The organism is Sphingomonas sp. FW306-05-A (assembly GCF_058782275.1).
Genome location: NZ_JBYSXN010000001.1, coordinates 483,248 through 505,970, shown reverse-complemented (window position 1 = coordinate 505,970; position 22,723 = coordinate 483,248). Strand labels below are relative to the sequence as shown.

The 22,723-nt window shown below is 64.1% G+C and carries 17 protein-coding genes; 5 read left to right on the top strand and 12 right to left on the bottom strand.

Translation table 11 applies throughout. The features are described 5' to 3' along the window. The first annotated feature begins 27 nt into the window (after positions 1-27). Positions 28-672 (top strand): DUF2238 domain-containing protein, encoded by a 645-nt coding sequence (locus AC3WJR_RS02275; RefSeq protein ID WP_492721927.1) that lies wholly within the window; start codon positions 28-30, stop codon positions 670-672. Positions 673-695: 23 nt separating this feature from the next. Here AC3WJR_RS02275 and AC3WJR_RS02270 read toward each other — a convergent pair whose 3' ends face one another. The 5 genes from AC3WJR_RS02270 to AC3WJR_RS02250 form a co-directional block, all read right to left on the bottom strand. Next, positions 696-1,511 (bottom strand): transporter, encoded by an 816-nt coding sequence (locus AC3WJR_RS02270; protein WP_492721926.1) that lies wholly within the window; start codon positions 1,509-1,511, stop codon positions 696-698. A 252-nt stretch (positions 1,512-1,763) separates the two neighbouring features. Beyond that, positions 1,764-2,501: a hypothetical protein gene (locus AC3WJR_RS02265; protein WP_492721924.1), complete on the bottom strand. Its 738-nt coding sequence runs from the start codon at positions 2,499-2,501 to the stop codon at positions 1,764-1,766. Then, positions 2,501-3,940 carry an efflux transporter outer membrane subunit gene (locus AC3WJR_RS02260; RefSeq protein WP_492721922.1) on the bottom strand — a complete coding sequence of 480 codons (1,440 nt, stop codon included), beginning with the start codon at positions 3,938-3,940 and terminating at the stop codon, positions 2,501-2,503. The genes AC3WJR_RS02265 and AC3WJR_RS02260 overlap by 1 nt, the downstream gene beginning before the upstream one ends. After that, positions 3,937-7,125, bottom strand: a complete 3,189-nt coding sequence (locus tag AC3WJR_RS02255) for an efflux RND transporter permease subunit (RefSeq protein ID WP_492721920.1) — start codon at positions 7,123-7,125, stop codon at positions 3,937-3,939. The genes AC3WJR_RS02260 and AC3WJR_RS02255 overlap by 4 nt, the downstream gene beginning before the upstream one ends. A gap of 1 nt (position 7,126) precedes the next feature. Beyond that, the gene (locus AC3WJR_RS02250; protein WP_492721919.1) at positions 7,127-8,383 is read right to left on the bottom strand and encodes an efflux RND transporter periplasmic adaptor subunit; all 1,257 of its coding nucleotides are present in this window, start codon (positions 8,381-8,383) and stop codon (positions 7,127-7,129) included. Between the two features lie 135 nt (positions 8,384-8,518). Between AC3WJR_RS02250 and AC3WJR_RS02245 the strand changes: the two genes are divergently transcribed. Both AC3WJR_RS02245 and AC3WJR_RS02240 read left to right on the top strand, forming a co-directional pair. Further along, the gene (locus AC3WJR_RS02245; RefSeq protein WP_492721917.1) at positions 8,519-9,193 is read left to right on the top strand and encodes a response regulator; all 675 of its coding nucleotides are present in this window, start codon (positions 8,519-8,521) and stop codon (positions 9,191-9,193) included. A 68-nt stretch (positions 9,194-9,261) separates the two neighbouring features. Continuing rightward, positions 9,262-10,542 carry a sensor histidine kinase gene (locus AC3WJR_RS02240; RefSeq protein WP_492721915.1) on the top strand — a complete coding sequence of 427 codons (1,281 nt, stop codon included), beginning with the start codon at positions 9,262-9,264 and terminating at the stop codon, positions 10,540-10,542. Here AC3WJR_RS02240 and AC3WJR_RS02235 read toward each other — a convergent pair. The 4 genes from AC3WJR_RS02235 to AC3WJR_RS02220 form a co-directional block, all read right to left on the bottom strand. Beyond that, the gene (locus tag AC3WJR_RS02235; RefSeq protein ID WP_492721914.1) at positions 10,520-11,542 is read right to left on the bottom strand and encodes a sensor histidine kinase; all 1,023 of its coding nucleotides are present in this window, start codon (positions 11,540-11,542) and stop codon (positions 10,520-10,522) included. The genes AC3WJR_RS02240 and AC3WJR_RS02235 overlap by 23 nt on opposite strands. 1,259 nt (positions 11,543-12,801) lie before the next feature. Next, positions 12,802-13,434 carry a peptidylprolyl isomerase gene (locus AC3WJR_RS02230; RefSeq protein ID WP_492721910.1) on the bottom strand — a complete coding sequence of 211 codons (633 nt, stop codon included), beginning with the start codon at positions 13,432-13,434 and terminating at the stop codon, positions 12,802-12,804. A gap of 390 nt (positions 13,435-13,824) precedes the next feature. After that, the gene (locus tag AC3WJR_RS02225) at positions 13,825-14,937 is read right to left on the bottom strand and encodes a glycoside hydrolase family 68 protein (RefSeq protein ID WP_492721908.1); all 1,113 of its coding nucleotides are present in this window, start codon (positions 14,935-14,937) and stop codon (positions 13,825-13,827) included. Positions 14,938-14,998: 61 nt separating this feature from the next. After that, positions 14,999-17,488: a TonB-dependent receptor domain-containing protein gene (locus AC3WJR_RS02220; protein ID WP_492721904.1), complete on the bottom strand. Its 2,490-nt coding sequence runs from the start codon at positions 17,486-17,488 to the stop codon at positions 14,999-15,001. 153 nt (positions 17,489-17,641) lie between these two features. Here AC3WJR_RS02220 and AC3WJR_RS02215 point away from each other — a divergent pair, with 153 nt between their 5' ends. Further along, on the top strand, positions 17,642-18,970 hold the full coding sequence (locus tag AC3WJR_RS02215) for an MFS transporter (RefSeq protein ID WP_492721901.1): 1,329 nt from the start codon (positions 17,642-17,644) through the stop codon (positions 18,968-18,970). On the opposite strand, the gene AC3WJR_RS02210 is transcribed toward AC3WJR_RS02215, so the two are convergent. The 3 genes from AC3WJR_RS02210 to AC3WJR_RS02200 form a co-directional block, all read right to left on the bottom strand. Beyond that, positions 18,971-19,978, bottom strand: a complete 1,008-nt coding sequence (locus AC3WJR_RS02210; RefSeq protein ID WP_492721898.1) for a LacI family DNA-binding transcriptional regulator — start codon at positions 19,976-19,978, stop codon at positions 18,971-18,973. 179 nt (positions 19,979-20,157) lie between these two features. Continuing rightward, positions 20,158-21,462 (bottom strand): OmpP1/FadL family transporter, encoded by a 1,305-nt coding sequence (locus AC3WJR_RS02205; protein ID WP_492721896.1) that lies wholly within the window; start codon positions 21,460-21,462, stop codon positions 20,158-20,160. A 36-nt stretch (positions 21,463-21,498) separates the two neighbouring features. After that, positions 21,499-21,909 carry a DUF2147 domain-containing protein gene (locus tag AC3WJR_RS02200; protein WP_492721893.1) on the bottom strand — a complete coding sequence of 137 codons (411 nt, stop codon included), beginning with the start codon at positions 21,907-21,909 and terminating at the stop codon, positions 21,499-21,501. A gap of 385 nt (positions 21,910-22,294) precedes the next feature. On the opposite strand from AC3WJR_RS02200, the gene AC3WJR_RS02195 reads away from it, so the two are divergent. Beyond that, the gene (locus AC3WJR_RS02195) at positions 22,295-22,705 is read left to right on the top strand and encodes a MerR family transcriptional regulator (protein ID WP_492721892.1); all 411 of its coding nucleotides are present in this window, start codon (positions 22,295-22,297) and stop codon (positions 22,703-22,705) included. The last annotated feature ends 18 nt before the right edge of the window (positions 22,706-22,723 follow it).

Here is a 22,723-nt window from a genome sequence, read left to right as displayed (position 1 = left end):
CGCAGTACGGGAGGGTTCGGAGGTTAAATGCCAGAACAGAACCGGTCACGAATTAATAGAGGGCTCGCGCTGTTAACGGTAGGGTGGACCGGCGCGCTCGTGGTGTCGGGCTGGAACCCCTTTGATCGTGCGACGTGGTGGATGGAGATCGCGCCCGCCCTCATTGTTCTACCTGTTCTTTGGGCGACGCGTCGGCGCTTCCAGCCGACGAATTTGGCGCTCGCCCTCATCTTTGTGCACGGTCTCGTACTGATTGTGGGCGGCGCCTACACCTATGCGCGGGTGCCGATAGGCATTGACGTTGAGAGCTGGCTTGGTCTTTCGCGAAATCCATACGATCGATTTGGCCACCTAATGCAGGGGTTCGTACCAGCCATCGTCTTGCGCGAGTTGCTCATAAAGCTGGGCGGCATGCCGCCGGGCCGGCTACTCACTACTCTGGTCTTGGCGTGCTGCTTGGCCGTAAGCGCGTCCTACGAGTTGATCGAATTTGCGGCTGCCATGGCGTTAGGTCAGGGCGCAAATGAGTTTCTTGGCGCCCAAGGAGATGCATGGGACACACAATGGGACATGCTAACGTGTCTCATCGGCGCTGGTTTCGCCGCGGTCCTGCTCTCTCGCTTCCACGACAGGCGGTTAGGCCAGCAGATCGCATTACGTTCGGCTGAGTGACTGCCTCATGAGACGTTTAGCGTTCAAAACCGGTGGGACACGCCAGCGAAAACTTCGATATCGGGCACGGCTTGGTTCAGGCCCACATTGGTACCGAGATCAAGCTGCATATTGTGGCTTGGCTGCCAGGATAACGCGACACTGCTCAGAGCCGGCGAGCCACGAACTGTTGGATCGGGATCGTCGTCGCGCATCATCTGGGCACTGACGTCAGCCTTGACTGCCTCACTTAACGAATATTCGATTTCGAGCGCGCTGCCGTACAGGGCATGACGGCCGCGACCGTCATCGTCCACCGCCGCAGCCATGAGCGGGGTAACTTGCAGCGAGACTTTGTCCGACGCGCGGTAGGTGACGGGAAGCTGGAATGCCGCGCCCCAATCCCCGGCGCCGATCGGCCGCCGCCCGACCGGCAGGAGTGCCGTGGCGATGATGGACATTGCCAAGCCCGTGTCGCCTGTTCGTTCGACAATGGAGGTTTTCACGCCGACGGTTGCGTCACCAACGCGGCCGTTGCGCTCGACGCTGCCATCTGCGTGGCGGTCGCGTTCGAAGCCGTAGGGTGTCCAGCCGAGCCGCAGTTCCGTTTTGCCGCCCACACCGTAACGAATTAACGTGTCACCGACGAGGATCGTATCGGCACGCGCGCCGTCGCTCCGTTCGAGCGTCCAGTCGGTAAGCGCGGTCTCGCTCTGGAGTCGACCTGGCGCGGTGACGCACGCGCTTGTGGTAAGCCCCGGGCGCTCACTGCACAGTCGATCGGCATTACTGTCCTCGGCGTCCGCCGCCGCCGCGATGCATGCCACGCCGCAGGCCAGTACCGTCATGAACCCACGCATCTTTCCTCCTTGAACGGCTTGGCGCCAACACATTCGTCGAGGCTATGCTCCCGTAGGTGCGGCTAAAACGAGACCGGGGGCAAGCGCCTCTCAGGCATCTCAGGCATCTCACGCATTGCAGCGATTGCTGGCGGACCGCTTCGATGCGGCACCCCCAACCCATGAGCGGACGCTGAGAAGGCATCTCCCTCCACGACCGCAGGCGGTCATTCATGCCCGTGATGGTGTCCCAAACTTTCGGTCAACGGACATCTAGCGCATCGCATCTGTAGACGCAGTCGCATCGCTGCGCAGCCAAATGCGATTATGGCCGAGATCCAGCAGCACATCGCGTCCGGAGAACGTCTGCCAGCCAAGGACCGGGAGCGAACCCGCCATGTCTCGAATGTGTACCTTCCGCCCAATCGGTTGCGCCGTGCCAATGGTCGTTTGGACCACGGTACCGTCACCGATATGGGCGACGGAAGCGATCGCCGCGGGGAGCATCAACTCTGACTCACTGGAAAAATCGAGGATGCCGGTCTCGCTTGTCAGGCCCGCTACTCTGGTCGGAAGGGTCCAGCTGCCGTCCTTGCGCGGTGTCAGCACGATTGCGGTCAGGCCGCGCGTTGCCCTGGAATATTCCGACCGGAGAAATAGCCGGATCCGCTGATGCTTCAGATCCACATCTATAAGATGATCGAGCATATCGCGGCCGATCCGCAGGTCGATGTCGGCGGGAAGGGAGAGGTCGGATACGATCTTTGCATCGACGCGCATCTCTTCGGCACCAATCCCGATATCGACTTGGCGCCGGCTATGTTTGCTGGACGGCGAAGCCCCCTTGCCTGGCAATTGCAGCTTTCGTGAGAGCCGCGTACTAACGGCCGACACGGTCGCTTGCGGTGACAGCAACGCGCGGACATGCTCGAAATCCACCCGTGCCGTAAACGTCAAAGTGGCAGCGACCAAGATGATCTTGTTGCTGACCCCTCCTACTAGCCCGCCCATTACATACCCCCGTGATTTTCAAGGTTCGTCACACCTCCTCCGACCGCCTGATACAGGGCGACGGTGTCCGACAATCGCAGCGCTCGTGCCTGGATCAGCAAGGCGGTCGATTGAGCGCTTGCGGTCGTGGCATTGAAAACGGTCAGCGTGCCGACCCCGCCGAGCGACAGCTGGCGGCGGGTAAAGGTAAGGTTCTGCGACGCTGCGTCGTTTGCGCGGGTTGCAGCGTCGAGCGCAGCGGCATCGGTGCGAAGCCCGGACAGGCTGTCCGCGACATCTGCGAACGCCTGCAACGCGGCGCTGCGATACTGCGCCTTGGCGCTGTCGAGCGCCGCTTCGGCCGCGCGCTGTTGGCCACGCAGGGCCCCGGCGTGGAAGATCGGTTGCGTCACCCCGCCGAGCAGCGCCCAGAACGGATTCCCGCCTGCAAACAACCCACCGAAATCGAGCGCAGTGCTGCCCCCGGTCGCCGTGAGCAGGATGTTGGGTAGCCGCGCGGCGATTGCGACGCCGAGATCCGCGCCGGCACCGCGCATCTGCGCCTCGGCAGCGCGGACATCGGGACGCGCTGCGACAAGCTGCGCAGGCAAGCCGACGGGGAGCGACGACGGAAGCGTGAGCGCTTCCAGCCGCGGCAACTCGGGCAAGGGTGCGCCGGGCGCGACGCCAAGCAGCGATGCGATTACGGTACGTTGATGGTCGCGCTGCCGCATCAACGTTGGCAGTGCGGCCTCGGCGGTCGAAAGCACGGTCTGCTGCGCGGCGACGTCCGCCGCGCCGATATCGCCCAGCGCCTGCCGGCGTTGCAGCAGTTGCAGGATATCACGGTTGCCCGAAACGCTGTTGGTCGCGGCATCGATCTGGGCAGTGAGCGAGGCGTGCTGGATTACCGATAGCACAAGATTACCGACCACCGTCGTTCGTGCCGCGAGCAGATGATCCTGCGCAACCTCCGCCGCCGCGCGTGCGGAACGGGTGCGATTGCGCTGCAGCCCGAACAGATCGAGCGGATAGGTAACCGAAACCTGTGCAGTGTGCAGCGTGTAAAGGTTCTGGCTCGCGTCGGCGAGCGGGCTCTGCAACGCGTTCGACACGCGGGTCCGCTCGACCTGATAGGAGGCGTCGACCTGCGGCTTGCCGGCGGCAGAAGTCACGACCAACTGCGCACGAGCTTGTCGCAAATTGGCGTCCGCCACCGCCAAGTCATTGTTGGCGGCCAGCGCGCGCGTGACCAATGCGTCGAGCGCGGGGCTCTGGAAGCGCTGCCACCACTGCGCGTCAAGCGCCGTACCCGGCGTGATCGTCTGCGTCGGGCCATGTGTCGGCGCGATCTGTTCGGGCACGACCGCGGGTGCCATTGGCAGCCCGGTGGTGGGATGTTGCGGCCCGAGCGTGCAACCGATCAGGAGCAACGGAGCGGCAAGCGTGACGCGCTTCATGCCGGTTCTCCCAGCGGGATGACGGGATGCAGATGATGTCCGACGTCGCGCCCATGTGCACCGCGATCCTCTGGACCCACATGCCGCGAGAAGCGCCCGATCAGCACTGGCAGCACCAGCAGGATCAGGATCGGCGCAAGCCCCATCCCGCCGACCACGACGAGCGCGAGCGGCTTCTGCACCTGGCTCCCGATTCCCGAAGATACGGCGGCGGGAAGCAGCCCGATCGCAGCGGCGAGGCAAGTCATGACCACCGGACGCAGGCTGGTCTGGACAGTGCCCGCCAGCGCCGCGTCTCGGTCGAATCCCTGGTTGATATGCTGGTTGAAGGTCGTCACCATCAGGATGCCGTCCATCACCGCGATGCCGAACAGCGCCACGAAGCCGATCGCCGCCGAGATACTGAACGCCGTCCCGGTCAGCGCGAGTGCGAGTACGCCGCCGATGATCGCCATCGGGATCACGCTGAAGCTGAGCAGCGTGTCACGCACCGAGGAGAAGTTGGCGTAGAGCAGCACCAGGATCAGCGCGAGGCTGATCGGCACGACCACCTCGAGCCGGTTGACCGCGCTCGTCAGGCTGCCGAGCTCGCCCGCCCATTCGAGGCTGTAGCCGGGCGGAAGCGTGACGTTCCGGGCGATGCGCGCCTGCACCTCGTCCACCGTGCCGCCGAGATCGCGCCCGCGGACGCTGAACTTGATCGGAACGTAGCGTTCCTGATGCTCGCGGTAGATGAAGGAAGCGCCGGTAGTCAGGCGGACCTTGGCGACTTCGGACAACGGCACCTGGATCGACCCGGTGCCGGTCGGTGACGGCGCGCCGATCGTGATCCGGCGCAGCGCATCCAGGCTATCGCGCTGCGCGTCCTTGAGCCGAACGACGATCGGGAAGTGCCGGTCGGTGCCGCGCTCGTACAGGTCGCCGCTGCTTTGCCCGCCGATCGACGCGGCGACCGACGTGTTGATGTCGTCGGGGGTCAGGCCATAGCGCGCCGCCGCGCCGCGATCGATGTCGATCTGCACGGTCGGCTGGCCAAGCGAGTTGGAGATGCCGAGGTCGGCGACGCCACGCACCCTGGCCATCTGGTCGCGGATCTGCTCGGCGATATGCTGGAGCGTCGCGAGGTCGGGGCCGAACACCTTGACCGAATTGGCACCCTTCACGCCGGACGAGGCTTCCTCGACATTGTCCTGGATATATTGCGAGAATTCGAAGTCGACGCCCGGGAAACGCGCCTGCAACCGGTGTTGCAGCTCGGCAGTCAGCGTTTCCTTGGTCACGCCTGCGGGCCATTGGTCGGCGGGCTTGAGCGGGGTGTAGAATTCGGCGTTGAAGAAGCCGGTTGCGTCGGTCCCGTCATCGGGGCGGCCATGCGACGAGATAACCCGCTGGACTTCGGGATAGGCGGCGATCATGTCGCGGATAGCATTGACCGAGGGTTGCCCCGCCTCGAGCGAGATGGAACCCGGCAACGACGCGCGGATGTAGAGATTGCCTTCCTCCAGATGCGGCAGGAATTCGATCCCGAGCGAGCGCATTCCCACCAGCGCTGTGACGAGCAGTAGTGCCGCACCCCCGAGCGTGACGATCCGGTTGGACAAAGCGAAGGCGGCGGCGGGTTCGTAGACCGCGCGGAGCTTGCGCACGACCCAGGTTTCGACCTCGTCGAGCGAGTCCGGGAGGAGCAGCGCGGACAGCACCGGCGACACCGTGAAGGTCGCGACCAGCCCGCCCGCGATAGCGTACGCATAGGTCTTCGCCATCGGGCCGAAGATGTGCCCCTCGACCCCGGTCAGTGTGAACAGCGGGATGAAGCTTGCGATGATGATCGCGGCGGCGAAGAAGATCCCGCGGCTGACTTCGCTCGACCCGTGCATGATCGCGGAGAAGCGGCTCGCCGGGGTGGCGTGGGTATGTCCGCCCTCGATCGCGGCGGACCGTTCGACCATATGGCGGAAGATGTTCTCGACCATGATGACGCTGGCATCCACCACCAGCCCGAAGTCGAGCGCACCGAGCGACAGCAGGTTGGCGGATTCACCCTGCACCGTGAGGATCAACACCGCGAACGCAAGCGCGAACGGGATGGTCAACGCGACGATCACCGCGCTGCGCAAGTTTCCGAGGAACAGCCACTGGAGCACGAAGATCAGCAGGATCCCCTCGACCAGATTGTGCATCACGGTGTGGGTGGTGACACCGATCAGCTCGGACCGGTCGTAGATCCGCTCGAGCTTGACGCCCGGTGGCAGGATGCCGGTCGCGTTGATCGTCTCGACCTCTTTCTGGACCGCGTTGATCGTCGGCATCGATTGCGCGCCGCGCTGCATCAGCACGATGCCCATCACGATGTCGTCGTCAGCGCCCTCGCCCGCGATGCCGAGACGCGGGGCATTGCCGATCCGCAGCGTCGCGACGTCCTTGACCAAAACCGGGTTGCCCGCATTGGTCGCGATGAGCGCGTTGCGGATCGCATCGGTCGACTGGATCAGCCCGACGCCGCGGACGATCGCCGCCTGCGATCCGAAGTTGATCGTCTGCGCGCCGACGTTGCTGTCGCCCTTGCCGATCGCGGCGAGCACCTGTGACACGGTCACGCCGTGCGCGACCATCCGGTCGTTGTCGACCACCACCTCATAGGTGCGCAGCTTGCCGCCCCAGCCGGTCACGTCAGCGACGCCCGGGATTCGCTTGAACCGGCGTTGCAGCACCCAGTCCTGCAGCGTCTTGAGGTCCATCACCGAATAGCCCTTGGGCGCGGAGATGCGGTAGCGGTAGATTTCGCCGATCGGACTGGTTGGGGAGATCTGCGGCTGCGCGCCGCCGGGCAAGACGCCGAGCTGTGACAAGCGGCCGAGCACGCGTTGCTCCGCTTCGCCAAAGGTATAATCGTAGCTGAACTGGATCCGGATATCGGAGAGGCCGAACAGCGAGATCGATCGGACCGCAGTGATATGCGGCACGCCCGCCATCGCGACCTCGATTGGGATCGTGACGTTACGCTCCATCTCCTCGGCCGAGACGCCGTTGCTCTGTGTCAGCACCTCGACCATCGGCGGGACCGGGTCGGGATAGGCCTCGATGTTGAGGTTGTAGAAGGCAATGCCGCCGGCCAGGATAAGCCCGACCAGCAGCATAAGCACGAGGATGCGCTGGCGCAGCGCAAAGCCGACGATGCCGTTCACGTCAGAGCCCCGCTTCGTTCACGAACAAGGCGCCCGACGTGACGATCCGGTCGCCCGCCCTCAGCCCTGCGACGATATGGTCGACACCGTCGGTGCTGTCCGCGACCTGGACGGGGCGAGCGTAAAGATAGCCCTTGGCGCCCGCGATCCATACGACAGCCTTGTCGCCTTCATGGATAACCGCGTCCGACGGGACATAGATTCCGGTCGCCGCACCACTGCGCTTCTCGATCGTGAAGCTTGCGAACATCTGCGGCTTCAGTGCGCCGTCGTCGTTGCGGACGGTCGCGCGGACCGGGAGGCGATGCGTCGCCGGATCGAGTGCCGCGCCGACATTGTCGATCACCGCATCGAACACCCGGCCCGGATAGGCTGGCGTGGTGACGCGTGCATGGTCGCCGACATGGACGCTCGCGGCATCCCCTTCGGCAAGCTGCGCGATCAGCCAGACGCGGCTCGCATCCGCGATCGTCATGATTGGCTTGTCGCCGCCCGCAGTGACGTATTGGCCGGGCGCCACGTCGCGGCTCGCGACGACGCCCGAGACCGGCGCGCGATACACCGTCTGTGCGGAGATCGCATTGCCGCCCGCCTGCAACCCCCGGATTTCGGTCGCGCCCTTACCGAGCAGCGACAGCTTGTCGCGCGTTGCCGCCAGCGCGGCATCCGCCGACCGCAGGGCGGATTGCGCGGTCACCAGGTCGCTTTGCGCCTGACGGTAATCCTTCAGCGCGCCGCCTGCGCTCTGGTAGATCGCGGCCTGCCGGGTCGCGGTATCCTGTGCGATGCGGACCTGCGCGGCAGCGGTCGCGCGCTGAGCGCTTGCGGTGACGAACTGGTCGCGTGCCTCGACGAAATCGGGTGACGCGATCCGCAGCAGGGGTTGCCCGCGCGTCACCTTCTGCCCAGCCTGGACAAACACCGCGGCAACCTGCCCCGAGAAAGGCAGTAAAACGGGTGTGCTGCTGTCCCCGTTGACCGCAATCGTACCGGTCGCCTGGATGCCGCCGGTCACCGTGCCGTCACGGACCGTCTGCAGCTTCATCGCCGCGAGCTGGTCCTTCGTCGGGGCAAAGGATCCGGGCGGGGCGGTCGGTGTCACGGACTCCGCAGGCTTGGTCGCGGCGCGCATGACCGCGACTACAACGAAGAGCAGGACAATGATCAGCGCCGCAATCGCAAGCAGGCGCAATTGTGCGCGTCGGTCCATTTTGGTCGTGGCGGGGAGGCCAATGCCGTGGTCGGTCGTCGCCGTCATCTCAGTCTCGAACTCGTTTGCGAGGCAGGTAGAGGCGGCGCACTAGGCAGCGAGGCTTACAGCAGACTTACAGACCTATTTTTCCGCGGCGCCTTTCTGCAAGAGGGGCTTGAAGCAAGGGGGACCGGCGCGACGATGCGGCTGTTGATGGTAGAAGACGACCGGGAACTGGCCGAAGCGCTGGCAGCGGCGCTCGCGCGGCGCGGGATTTCCAGCGATCATGCCGACACCGCCGCAGACGCGCTACAGATGGCGGCGGCAGCCCAGTATAGCGCGGTCGTACTCGATCTTGGGCTTCCCGACGCGGACGGATTGACGGTCTTGCGCGCTCTTCGCGCGCGACGGGATCCGGTTCCCATCATCGTCCTTACCGCACGCGGCGATACGGCGGCGCGGATTGGCGGACTGGATCACGGTGCTGATGATTATCTTGCGAAGCCGTTCGACGTCGAGGAACTCGTCGCGCGGTTACGGGCAGTCCTGCGCCGTCAGGGCGGGTTCGCAGGCGCCGAACTCACCGTCGGCAACCTTCGTTTCGACTCCACGGCGCGTGCGGTAGACGTCGATGGGCGCGTGCTTCTTCTCTCTGCGCGGGAGCTCGAACTGGTCGACGTGCTTCTAAGACGACCGGGACGCGTCGTGGTAAAGGCGGTAATTGAGGATCAGTTATTCGGCTTGTCCGAGCCGCTCGGGTCCAACGCGATCGAAGTCTACGTCCATCGCCTGCGCCGCAAATTGGAGCATGCTGGCGCGACGATCGTCATCGAGACAATCCGTGGGGTTGGATACATGCTGCGCGCCTCAACGTGAGAATCCGCTGGCCGCGTTCGCTAATCGCGCGAATTCTGCTCCTCGAAGGGGCTGCGATCCTGTTCGCAATGGTCTTCATCCCGCTCCTGACCGCTTCCGTGCTCCAGCAGACCAAGGCTGTGTATCAGGAAAGACTGCTTATTACACAGGCGCAGGACATCGCTGCGGAGGTGACGTCAACGGCCTCTGCTCCCGGTCGCGTACTCCTGCCGCCGGCACTCGAAGCACTGTACGCGGGTACCTATGACGGGCGCGCATTCGCGATCGTCAACGCCGCGGGCCACGCAGTGACTTACAGCCCGCATGCCAACGGCGTGCCGTGGGATGCCGTAAGACGCGGGCGAAGCGAAGAGTCGTTCAGGCGCGGCAGCTACGTAGTGGTCAGCGTCCCAGCGCGGATCGCCGATATGACCTGGTGGATCCTCGTATCGCAGGACGAAACCCGCCCGGGTGCCATCACCGACGACATCACGCGCGGGTTCCTGACCCGGTATCTTGCATTGCTACTGCCGATCCTGTTGCTGCTACCGTTAGTCAACAGCGTGCTGATCGCGCTTCTGGTGCGCACCGTCCGCAAAGTATCGGACCATGCTGCGGCAATCGGTCCGCGAAGCCTGCATGTGCGGCTTGCGGACGCGGGATTGCCGACCGAAGTGCGCCCGCTGGTGCATGCAACCAACAGCCTGATCGAACGGCTGGAACAGAGCTTTACGGCGCAATCAGAGTTTGTCGGTAACGTCGTGCACGAATTGCGCACGCCGCTGGCAACTCTCCGCATCAGGCTCGACGCGGTGTCCGACGACGCCTTGCGCGCGACCTTGTTAGCGCAAGTCGACCGGGTCTCGCACGTCGTTTCCCAATTGCATGATCTCGCGCGCGCCGACGTGATCGAGGAGGAGGACCTGGTTGCCATCGATCTGGTGGCTGTAGCGCGGGACACGTTGACGGACTCTGCGCCGATGATCGCGGCAAGCGGACATCCTGTGACTCTGGACGTGCCGGCCGCGCCCGTATTGGTCCGCGGAAACCGGGTGCTGCTATCGATCGCGCTTTCGAACTTCATCAGCAATGCCGTGCGGCACACCCCGACCGGTACACTGATCGCAATCGCCGTCGATCCTCGAGGTACGGTAAGTGTTACCGATCGCGGACCGGGGGTTACCGTCATGGACCGCAGCTTGCTGACCCAGCGGTTCTGGCGCGCCGATCATCGGCGGTCCGACAGCGCCGGGATTGGCCTCTCCATCGTCCAGCGGATCGTCGCCTTGCACGACGGGTGCCTGGACATTTCCGACGGCCCCGTTGGTGGCACGCGCTTCGCAATGGTCATTCCCCTTGCGCGCCAATAGCGCCGATTGCAGCGGCGGCTGGCAAGGCGAATTGCAGTGTCGCCACGGTCGTGCCGGAGATCCGCGCATAGGCGATCGTGCCTTGTATCTGTTTCGCGAGCAAAACCAGAAGGCTGCGACCACGGCGATCTTTGCCGTCACCGCTGCTGAACCCGACGCCATTGTCGGTAACAATCAACTCGACGCAGTCCGGGCGGAAGGTGTGCCGGTGCAGGTACAGCAAGACTTCGCCGCCTTCCCCGTTAGGAAAAGCGTGTTTGCGGACATTGGTCAGCATTTCGTTTGCAACTAGACCAAGCAGGCTCAACGTGCGGATCGGCAGACGAAGGCTTTCGTCGATATCTGCACGCAACGAAATCGATCCGATACTCAAGGTGGTGAGTTGCAGGTCGCCGCAGAGATCGAGCAAAAACTGCCGGGCTGCGATCGCGTCCTGCGTATCGCGGTCGCGCACTTCGAGACGCTGGTACACGCGTCCCAGAACAACCAATCGGCTACCGATGTCGGTGAGAAGGTCCCGCGCCTCCAGGCTGGTCGCATCGCTCGCCTTGATCGACGCCATCGAGACCAAGATTGACAGATCGTTGGAGAGGCGGTGCGCGAGCTCCGCATGCGCCACGCTTCGCCATTCCGCCGCCTGCCGGCTGGCCGCCACGTCCGCAGCCAGAACCGCGGAAAGCGTATCGCGGCGGGCAACATACCAGGCCATCATTACCCCGGTGGTGATGACACCGATCAACCCGATGGCATGGTCCGGATCGCTGACCGCAAACCCTTCGCCCGGCAAGATCAGGGCAAGCTCAAGCGCGCCGGTTACCACCGCGGCAGCAGTGGGAATACGACCTCCAAGGAATGCCACGATGGCAAAGGCCAGACACGTCATGCCGAACGTCGGGGCAGCGTTGTCGGGTGTGGCAAGCGTGCACCCCACAATCACCGCTGTTTCGAAGAGAATTGCTAGAGCCGTCGCAACGATGATACGTACCAGGCGGGATGCCATAAGGAACCCTTCAAGCTCAGGCGAGATGCAAACACCGCCTTGGAATCATGGTCGCTACCGTCACGCCATCGAGGCCAGATGCGATCGGAGGCTTACATCGACCTTACAACGCGGCTTCCGAGATTGACGGCGACGGCTTGGGGGGGATGATTTTGGACGCGGGTTTGAGCGAGGCAACACGTCGCGCTGCGGTTCGCGGCCGGCATCAAGTCGTTTCTCTCGATGTTCCTGTCACGTCCACCACGAAGATCGGCAATCGATACCCGTATGGCTCCTTCCGCGCATCGGCGCGAAAAAGCTTCTTCCCTAGGCCGCAAGCCAATCGAGGACTACGCACAATTTGGAACAACGTCGTTTGTACGCCATTAACGACGCGCGCCTCTAACCGGTAGAACGCATGATCCGAAATCCCCATGCGACGGTTGACTTCGAGCACCGGCGTATCTGGCCATCAAAAGCGCGCTGACCACCGGCGACAGCTGATTGACACTGGCATGGGCATTCAACGGTACAGGTCTGACGTTCGGGCTTCAGCGGCTGTTTGCCGAGCATGGCGATGTTCACAATGTGCGGATGGTGCAAACCGATCGGCTAACGAGGGAGTCTGGCTTCTACCTCAGCTATTCCGAACGACGGCACCTACCCGCAAGATTGCGCGCTTTACTGATCATAGCGGGTGAACCAAAGCCACTTGGCTAGCGCATACGCATGTTTTCGGTTCTTCAGCTTAGTCGTCGCCGCCGTCGCGTCTTAGATCGCGCCTTTAGTGAGGTGACTGCAAGGGCGGATCGTTGCCATTACGCAACGCGGATGCAGCGTCCGCTTTCACCAATCCACCCCCAAAAGCGGCCATTCCGCTTTCTACCCAATATGACTACACAGCCCCCTGCATAGCTACCTGAACGAACGTTCGGTTACGCCGTTCGCCTCCCGAAAGCGGACGGGCCGCTATCCACCCTCAGCACCCCGACAGCGCCCCCATTAAAGCGCGACCGATGAAGTTGCCGCGCCACCGGCGCCGATTGCACGGACCAAGGACATGGCTCGGTTTAAATTGACCTGTCGCCCGCTACAATTAGGTGCTACAAATGCTACGAAATACCTGATCAGGCCTTTTGCCAGGCTATTGTTTTTATTGGATTATTCCTCACGATGACGCCTCTCGTAGGGGTCACCAGCACTACGCCGAGGCGTGACGCGCGATCATCAGCAGCATCGGCGATCCCGGCATCATAGTGCACGCTGCCGCCCGTGTTAGATCACGGCTTCACCCGCCGCGCCGTCAGCACCTTTACCGGATCCTCCGGCACTTGCCCCTTGAACGCCCCATGCTGCGTGGCGGTCGGGGAAACGGGTGCGTCCATGATGCCGACGATCACGTCCATCCCTTCGACGACGTGGCCGAACGCCGCATAGCCCAGATTGTCCGCGGGCTGCCCCTGCCCCGCATCGAGCGAGCGGGTCTGGTCTCCGACACTGATCGTGAACTCGCTGCGCCCGGTGCCCGGTGCGAGCCGGGCGAGCGAAACCTCGCCGTCGGTGTGGTGGAGGCCGGTCTGCGTCGTGGGCTCGTGCGCGATCGGCGGGAGCAAGCGCTTGGGCTCGCCATTGGCGCCGAACTGGACGAACCCGAAGTGATCCGCAGCCTTGACCGCACGGTAGAATTCCACGCCGTCGAGCTTCTTCTGGTCGACATATTTGAGGAAGTTGGTGGCGGAGATGGGGGCCTTCGTCGTCTCCACTTCGATCACGATCCGGCCCGCGCTCGTGTCCAGCACGACGCGCGGCAACGCCGGGGACGGCGTGGCAACGGGTGCAGGCGCTGCAACCGGCTCCTGCGCCAGAGCGGGGACGGCCAGCGCCAGAAACAGAGCGGACAGACAGACCTTCATCGCATTCCCTTCGATCCCGCAAGACCGTCGGCTATCCCCCTGCAGCCGAAAGCGAAGGGGCGTCGCCTGGCACGGCCAAAATCACCCTAGCCGCGCCCCTTCCCCGGTCAATGCCGGCCGACCTTATCGCGCGAGACCGAAATACCGGCGATCCTTCGCGAGAAGGACGGCCTTGAGCGAAGCGGCGTCGCGCTCCCATCGCCCCCATCCGTCAATTGCCGTTTTGCCGCGAAGGCGGGAATCCAGTGCCAAGCAAGACAACGGCTTACAGTTCGCTCGACTCCTGGACTCCCGCCTGCGCGGGAGAACACCTATGGCTTCGCGGAGACCATGCGGAGGCGGGAATTCGTTGTCGCAACGAATCATCCGCCCAGCCGGCAGGCCGTACGTTCAAACGATCGTCGCGCGGTCCCCCTCCAGCGCAAGCCGGAACGGCACCGCGGGTGTCCCCCCGAAATGACGGCGAGCTTCGTCCACATCGACCGGTTGTGCGACAAGACCGGGGCGGTCGACAAAACTCAGCACGCGCAGGTCGCCCAGCACCAGCCAGCTATACGCCTCTAGCGGAGACTCGGGCGGGTTGCCGCAAACGAGGCCGCTCCCGTTGAGCGGCCGCCACGGCCCCGCGAAGCGATCCGCGACCATCCCGTACAATCCAGTCGGACCCGTGGGACCGTCGCTCGCGAACACCTTTCGCTGGGTGACCCAGAAGCAATAATAAAGTCCGCCGTGGACGACGACGTGCGGGCGCTCGAGTTCGTTGTTGAGCCCGTCCGCGGTGATCAGCGGCGACTGGAGCCGCCATTCCCCCTGCTCGCGCCGCGCGACGCCGACCGCACCGTTCCACGGCGACATGGATTGCGCGAGCGATGCCGCGAACAGCAGATATTCCGCACCGTCGGCAGGATCGCGAAACCAGGCGGGATCACGAAACGCCTTGATCGTCCCAATCTCGCCGCCGCCGGTCATGTCGCGCGCATAGGTCACGCCGTCCGCCACCACCGACTCGATCGGCGTGGTCCAGCCCGACAGATGCGGCATGCCATCCTTGATCGTGAGGTCGGCGCTGGTCTCGAACAGGCGCTGGTCGAAACTGGGTTCCGCTTCGCCGCGGTGCCCCGCGGCGGTGAAGTACAGCGTCACCCGGTCGTGGTCGGGCGAGACGATCGCCGATCCCGACCATTCGCGACTGCCGGGGGCCAGACCATCGGGCAACAGGTCGCCGAGGTCGCGCCACCCGTCCGCGGTTTCATGCATCGCCCGAATCCGCGCGAGCGCATGGCGCGATTCGGGATCGGGAAGCACCGGCGCGGAGAGCAGCATCTGCAAGGCGCCCCCCGCTATGTCCGCGACACTTCCGTCACATTCCTGCACCGGCCAGTAGTCCCACAGGTCGAAACCTGGCAAAATCGGCGCCAAATCGGGCGTAAAACTGCTGGGAACTGTTGCAAATGGCTGGTGCGCGATCGAGGCGACCGCATCGCGGGACCAGATAGTCGTCATAAACTGCTACTCACTGGGGAGGAAGGCCAATCGGCCCGGACGCACACCCGGGCCGTCCGGTTCAGAAGTCGAGCCTGACCGCCGCCGACACGGTCCGCCCGTTGATCGACCGCGCCCGGACGATGCCGTTGGTCGGGATCGACGCTTCCTCCGCTTCTGTAAAGCCCTTGGTATCGAACAGGTTATTCGCATTGATCGAGACCTGAACGCGTTCGACCGGGCGCACGCTGAGGAAGGCGTTGACCTGGGTGAAGCCCGGCAGCTTCAACTGGTTGGTGTCCTGCGCATAGCTCGACGTGGTGCCGATCGCGCTCGCGCCGACCGTGAACAGCCCGGTCGTATATTGCGGGGTCACCTTGTAGACGAACTCCGCCTGCCGCCGCGGACGGTTGCCGATCACCGCGGGGGTGACGTTGTCGCTGATGATCTTCGCCTTAGTGAACGTCCCGTTGGCCGCGAGGCTGAACCCGCCGATGCGATAATTCCCCTCAAGCTCAACACCGTATGCGCGGTAGGTACGGTCGAAGAACGCCTGGCTGGTCGCCTCGAAATTCTGCTCCGCGGTCTTTGCCCAGAAGGCTGTGCCGTACAGGTTCAATCCGGCGTGGCTGTATTTCACCCCGCCTTCCGCCTGCCGGACGAAATCGACCGGACGCGCGCCGGGCTGGAGCCGGCCAGACAGCGGGCTGACGTTGTTCGAATTGAACAGGAACCGGTCCGCATTGGCGCGACCCCCGCGGCTGTAGCGCGCGAAGATCGAGAGGTCGCTCGCCAGGCGATAATTCGCGCCGAACGAATAGGATGCATAGTGGAAGTTGTAATTGACCGGCTGCGGGCTGTTGATCGGCAGGATCGTCGTCTGCGTCTCGGGATAGGAAATCGAGCCGTTGCCATCGACGTCGAAGCTCGCCACCGGACCATCGCCGATGACGAAGCCGCGCGCGCTCCCGGTGTCGTACCGGATGCTGGCATCGACGTTCAGGCCGCCGCCGGTATAGCCGATCGATGCGAACGGCGCGTTGGTGTCGTAATCGACATTGTAGCTGCGACGGCAGCAATTACCGAAATAGGACGCGCCGTACGCGACCAGTCCATTGTCGGTGCGCGACAGGCCGGTTGCGGTCTGCACGTTGAGCAGCGCGGCATTGTTGCCTTGCGCATCAAGCAGATAGGACGACCAGGTCCAGTCGATGTTGATCGTCTGGCGCGACTTGTAGAAGCCCGCCGAGAAGTCGACCGTCCCCGCCCCCGCGGCGAACCGGCGGTTGACGCGCAGGTCGTTGGTGATGTTGTTCAGGCTGTTGAGCTTGGAATTGAACAGCACGACCCCGATCGCGTTCGACGTCGTCGGGTTGGCGTAAAGCTGCCCTGCATTGGGTCCGTTGGCATAGCTCAGGATCGCGCCCGGGCCACCGATCGCATTGGCAAGGTTCTGCGCGGTGTCGACGCTCGCCGGGAACGGCGAGATGAAGCGGCCGGAAATGTCCGAATAGCGGAACTTGTCGCTGACCTTCCACCCGTCGGCGACCTCGAACTCGGTTTCGAAGCCGATCGCTTTAACGACCGGGTGCATCCCGTCGCGAATGTCGTCGACCTCGCGGTTGTTGGCCCCGTCTAGCGTGACCGCGCGGGTGAAATAGATGCTGTGGATCGTGTCGTTATTGGCGCTAAGGCCCGGCAGCGAGGTATATTTCGGGTCGCTGTTGCTCCCCGTCACACGGACCGGGCTCGGCAAATAGGCGATGGCGCGGTCGTCGAGATACTTGACGTTGAGGCGGAAGAAGCCGCGATCGAAGGTCTTTGTGATGTTGCCGCGGATCTGGCCGCCCTTGTTGCCGTCATAGCCCGCACGCCGCGGCCCTTCCCCGACGCGGTAAAAACCGCCGACGTTGAAGCGCAGCGTATCGCTCAGCTTGCCGCCGTAATCGGCGTCGATCCGGTATTCGCCATAATCGAGCCCGACCGTTCCCTGGATCGAGCCGCCCTCCTGCTCGCCGGTCTTGGAGATGAGGTTGATCACGCCGCCGGGCGAGTTGGAGGCGAAGGTCGAGGCCGAGCCGCCGCGAACCGCCTCCACCCGCGCGACGTTGAAGTCCGCACGCAGGAAGATGTCGGTGTTGGCGAAGGCGATGTCGCCATATTCAAGGATCGGCAGGCCGTCTTCCTGGAGTTGCAGGAACTTGGCACCACCCGAGGCGACCGGGAGGCCGCGCACTGCGATGTTGGCATTGCCCTCGCCGCCCGACGATTCCGAGCGAATGCCGGGCAGGCTGCGGAACAGTTCGGCGGCGGAGCGGGGTGCGGCGTTGGCGATCGCGTCGCTGTTGATCGAGCTGACCGAGACCGAACTGTCGAGCCGGTTCTGCCCACGCGCGACCGCGGTAACGATGATGTCGTCGCCGCCCGCTGCGGGGGTATCCGTGGAAGTATCGAGGGCAGTATCGGCGACCGGCTCGGCCGGCGGGCTGGCCGCTGGCGCTTGCTGGGCATAGGCTGGGGCGGCAACCATCAACGCGGTCGTCGCAAGGAAAAGGGTGCGCCCTTTAAACATATCACTCTCCTGGAACAGCATGGCCGTTTGTTCGGCTCGATCCGGACCTATTCCAATCTCGCAAACGATTGCAAGAGGAATTTGCAATCGTTTGCGTCGGCCGCTACAGCGCGTTGCAGGACGGCAACAGTTCGTCGATGGGGAGAGTGAGACGTGACCAGCGTATCGGTCGGCAAGGTACATTTGTCCTTCGCCCGTATCCTGCAGATGAACCTCGGTTTTCTCGGACTGCAATTCAGCTTCGGGCTGCAGCAGAGCAACATGGGGCCGATCTACAGCTACCTCGGCGCGGACGAGGGCAGCATGCCGCTGCTGTGGCTCGCGGGGCCGATGACCGGGCTGATCATCCAGCCGCTGATCGGCGCGATGAGCGATCGCACCCGCACCCGACTCGGGCGGCGCACCCCCTATTTCCTCGTCGGCGCAATCCTGTGCAGCCTTTGCCTCTTTGCGATGCCGTACAGCCGCACGTTGTGGATGGCGGCAAGCCTCCTCTGGGTGCTCGACGCCGCGAACAACGTCACGATGGAGCCGTATCGCGCCTACGTCAGCGACCGGCTCGACGAGACGCAACGCCCGCTCGGTTTCCTGACGCAAAGCGCGTTCACGGGGCTGGCGCAGACATTGTCCTATCTCGCGCCGTCCTTGCTGGTGTGGTGGGGGATCAACAAGGATGCGCTCGACAGCAACGGTATCCCGGAAATCACGCGGATCAGCTTTCTGATCGGCGCGGTGCTATCGATCACCACGATCCTCTGGTCGGTGTGGCGCGTCCCCGAATTGCCGCTGACGCCCGAGGAGGACGCCGCGATCACCGCCGACCCGTTGTCACTGCGGTCGACCCTGGGCGGACTTGCCGCAGCGATCCGCGACATGCCCCCGACGATGCGGCAGCTTGCGGTGGCGATGCTGTTCCAGTGGTTCGGAATGTTCTGCTACTGGCAATATGTCGTGCTCGCGCTCGCGCGTGGCGTCTTCGACACTAGCAACCCGACCAGCGTCGGCTTTCGCGATGCGGGGCTGCTCAACGGGCAGCTTGGCGCGTTCTACAATTTCGTCGCCTGCATCGCGGCGTTTGCGATGGTGCCGTTCGCACGGCGCTTTGGCGCGCGACCGATCCACGCCGTCGCGATGGTCGCGTCGGGTCTGGCGATGATGACGATCGCGTCGACCGGGTCGATCCCGTTGCTCGTGGTCGCGATGGTCGGGATCGGGATCGGCTGGGGCAGCCTGATGGGCAATCCCTATCTGATGCTCGCCAACGCCATCCCGGCTGAGCGGACCGGGGTGTATATGGGCATCTTCAACATGTTCATCGTCATCCCGATGATGGTCGAGATCCTGTTCGTGTGGCTCGCCTATCGTCCGCTGCTGGGGGGTGATCCGCGCAACGTGCTGCTGCTGGGCGGCGGGATGATGCTGGCGGCGGCGGTGGCGACCTGGTTCGTCCGTACGCCGGACCCCCGCCCCGCGCGCGCGTGATCAGGCGGAGGCGCGCAGGATCAGTTCGGGCTGCATCGCGACCGACTCCACGTCTTCGCCTGCGATCCGCCGGAACAACAGGTCGACCATCGTCACCGCGCCGCGTTCGACGTCTTGCCGCACCGTTGTCAGCGGGGGATTGGTGTGCATCGCGATCACCACGTCGTCATACCCCACGACGCCGACGTCCTGCGGCACGCGCTTTCCGCGCCCGGTCAGCGCGCGGAGCGCGCTCATCGCGATGACGTCTGACGCCGCGACGATCCCGTCCGGGGAGGCATGGCTCGCGAGATACTGCTCGATCGCGCTGAACGACGCTTCGCTGGTCAGGTGCACCGGCACCAGCGCCGCCTGCTCGCTTCCTGCCGCCGCCAGCGCCTGCTGGAACCCGGCGTAGCGCGCAGCGAATTCGGGAACGTCGGTGTTGCCGAAGAAGGCCAGCCGCCGCCGCCCTTGCGCAAGCAGATGCTCCGCCGCGATCCGCCCGCCCGCGATATTGTCGGTACCGACGGTAATCTGCGTCTTGTCGCGCATGTCCGCCCCCCACACGACGATCGGGCGATAGCGTTTGGCGACGCGCTCGATCGCGTCGATCTGATTGGACTGCCCCACCACGATCACGCCATCGACGCGTCCGGCATCGACGATCGCGTCGAGCCAACGGTCGTCCTTCGGAATCACCCGTGACAACAACAGGTCGAGACCGCGATCCGCAATGGCATCCGCGAGCGGACCCAGCAGGCTCATGAAGAACGGATCGGACAGATGCTGTTCGGCCTCGTGCCCAAGCGGCAGGACGACGCCGATCGCGCCGGTCCGCCCGAGGCGGAAATTGCGCGCGGCCTGATTGACCTGAAAGCCATGCTCGCTCGCCAGCGCGACGATGCGTTCGCGCGTGGCCTTGGCAATCACGGTGTTCCCGGCAAGCGACCGGGACACGGTGGCGACCGAAACGCCGGCCATTTCGGCAAGTTCGGCGAGAGTAGAGACGGTTGGGGTCACAGGCATTGCTGCCTTGTGCCGTGCGGAAAGCGAAACGCCAACACGTGTTGTTGCGGGCGTCGGACGCTTTCCCGGTTCGGGACTCCCGCCACTGAAATGGTGTCTTGCATTGGCCGGAAGCGAAAGGCTGCCGTCCGCTTCGGCGTGAACCATGGCGGGGAAGCGTTAGCCTCCCCGCCCGTTGGTCAGAAGGTGATGCGACCGCCCATCGACAGCACGACGGCATGCGCGTTTTTCAGCAGGCCGTTGGTGATGATCGGCATCTGTGCCGCCGTGCCGGCATAGGCCGCGGTGTTGCGGTCGATCGTCGTGTCGCTGAAGTCCACGTAGCTCGCCGCCGCGTCGAGCGCGATGTGTGGGGTCAACTGATAGCTGCCGCCCGCCGCATAGGTCCAGCGGTTGGCGTCGGGCACACGCGCATCACGCAAGCCGTCCTGCGTCGGGGTGATCGTGCGTTGCAGACCGGCACGGACCGTCGCCTTGGGGCCGAGCGCATAATCGACGCCGCCCGCGAGGCTCCAGCTGTCCCGGTAATTCTCAGGGATTGCGACGTTGAGCGGTGCGCCGAGCCGGATCGCATCGAACTTGCTCCAGTTATACGCCACGACCTGCGCGTTGAGCGTCAGCGCGTTGGTCGCTTTCAGGCGACCCGCGACCATCACCTGTCCCGGGGTGCGGAACTTCGCCTGCACGTCCGACAGCGACCGGTTCGACGCGGCAAGCGGGCCGGTGAGATTGTAGATGTTGAGCTCGCCAGTCACCGTATGCTCGATGCTCGACTTGTAGCTGATGCCGACAGTGGCAATGTCGTTGTGAAGCTGGACGCCCGCGGTCCAGCCGAAATCCCAGCCCTTGCCCTTCAACGTCTGCGTGCCGTCGGGCAGCGACGCGAGCACGTTGGGGAGTTGGTTGCTGAGGAAGGCATCGGTGAATTCGACGTTGAGCGCGCCACCCACGCGCAGCCAGTCGGTCAGCACGACACCGACCGACGGCTGGATGTCGATCGTACGCAACCGCGTCTTGTCCGCGCTGTAGCGCGTCCAGCTGTTCGCGTCGTAATCGGTGGTGAAGCTGAACGGCGAGGTGACCGCGAGACCGATCGCGATCCGGTCGGTGATCGGATAGGCGATCGCGCCGCTCGGCAGGACGCCACTGTTGATCGGATCGCGCGAGACCGAAGTGCCGCCAACTGGCGCGAACGCCTGTCCCGGGCGGCGGATCAGCGTGCCGTTGTCGATCACGTCGCCCTTGGGCAGGATCGCGGTCGCGCTGACCGCAGCTTCCGCGCTGGTGATGCCGGCGATTGCGGCGGGATTCCACCACAAGGATGCAGGGCCGGTATCGGCGGCTTCACCCGAGAACGCACGGCCGGCCCCGCGCGCAGACTGCGCCTCGAGGTAAAAAGCATCGGCGTGCGCGACACCGGCGAACCCGATTGACGAGACAAGCGCGGTCGCGCCCAGCAGCGGGGCTTTGAAACGAATTGGCATTGGGTAATCCTGTACTGATAAGCGGGGAGGAAAGCGTCAGCGCACTCGCGTCCACGTCTGTGTCTTGCACAGCGGGAAGAAGACGCAGCCGCGCAATTTCAACTGGTTGGCGCCGACGGGCGTGATCTTGCCATTGTAGGTCTTGCCGTCGTCGGCATTGTAGACCTGACCGTTGCTCCACACCCCGTCGGTGTCGGGCTTGAAACCAGTCAGGAACAGCATCCCTTCGATCGGGCGGCTGCGCAGCGTCACATTGGAGTTTCTGGCGTCCTTCATCCCCGGATTGGCGCGGAGCGCATCCGACGTCACGATCCGGCCACAGATCGACGCACCACACCGTGCGATTTCCACGATGGCATTGTGCGTTTCGGTCTTCCAGCGACCGATCACAGTATCGGTAGCCAGCGGTGCTCCGGCGAGCAGCGCGCTGATGATCAGCAGGGACATCCTCTATCCTCTCCAACTTGGCTGTCACCCGGTCGGGTGTACGGCCACGGACGTTTCCGGTTGGACGCCGCATGTGTGCGGTCATCCGTTCCTGTTCGACTCGCGTCTTATGCGCGAGACCGATGCCGTATACGGCATGTCCCTATTCGCCTATAAGGATGAGCAGCGGCGTCAAGGTTTCTTGAGGATTGCGAACAAGATAGACGTCAAACGTGATGTTTCGGCAACGCCGCACGGCCCAACCGAGCGGTCGGCCGATCCGCGTGCAGATGGCGTTTCCCTTATGGTCGCAAATCCGCAACAGTCTGATTCAAGACGCGAAGCGCGCTGCGATCCCCACCGGACCGGTGCGACATCACCCCCTGCGCGTCATCGGAGGAGCGGATTGGACGACCGGCAGGAACTGACGGGAATCAATGCGGTTGCGCGGATGCTGGACATCACGCCGCGGACGTTGCGCTTCTATGAGGACCGCGGGCTGATCACGCCCGGACGAGTGGGTACGATCCGTGTCTATACCAAGCGCGAAATCGCGCGGATGCAGTTGATCCTGCGCGGCAAGCGGCTTGGATTTACGCTCGCAGACATCACCGAATTCCTCGACCTGTACGACGCCGACCCACAGCACGTCGAACAGATGCGCGCGCTGGCGGAACGCTGTCGCGAACGGATCGACCGGCTGGACGCGCAGCGCGAGGCGATCGCCGAGACGCTGGGGGAATTGGAGAAGATAGAGGCGCAGGCGCTCGAACGGATCGCGGGGGCGACGCGCAAGTCGAAGCGCTCGGGTGGATAATGTGCTTCTTCGCATCTG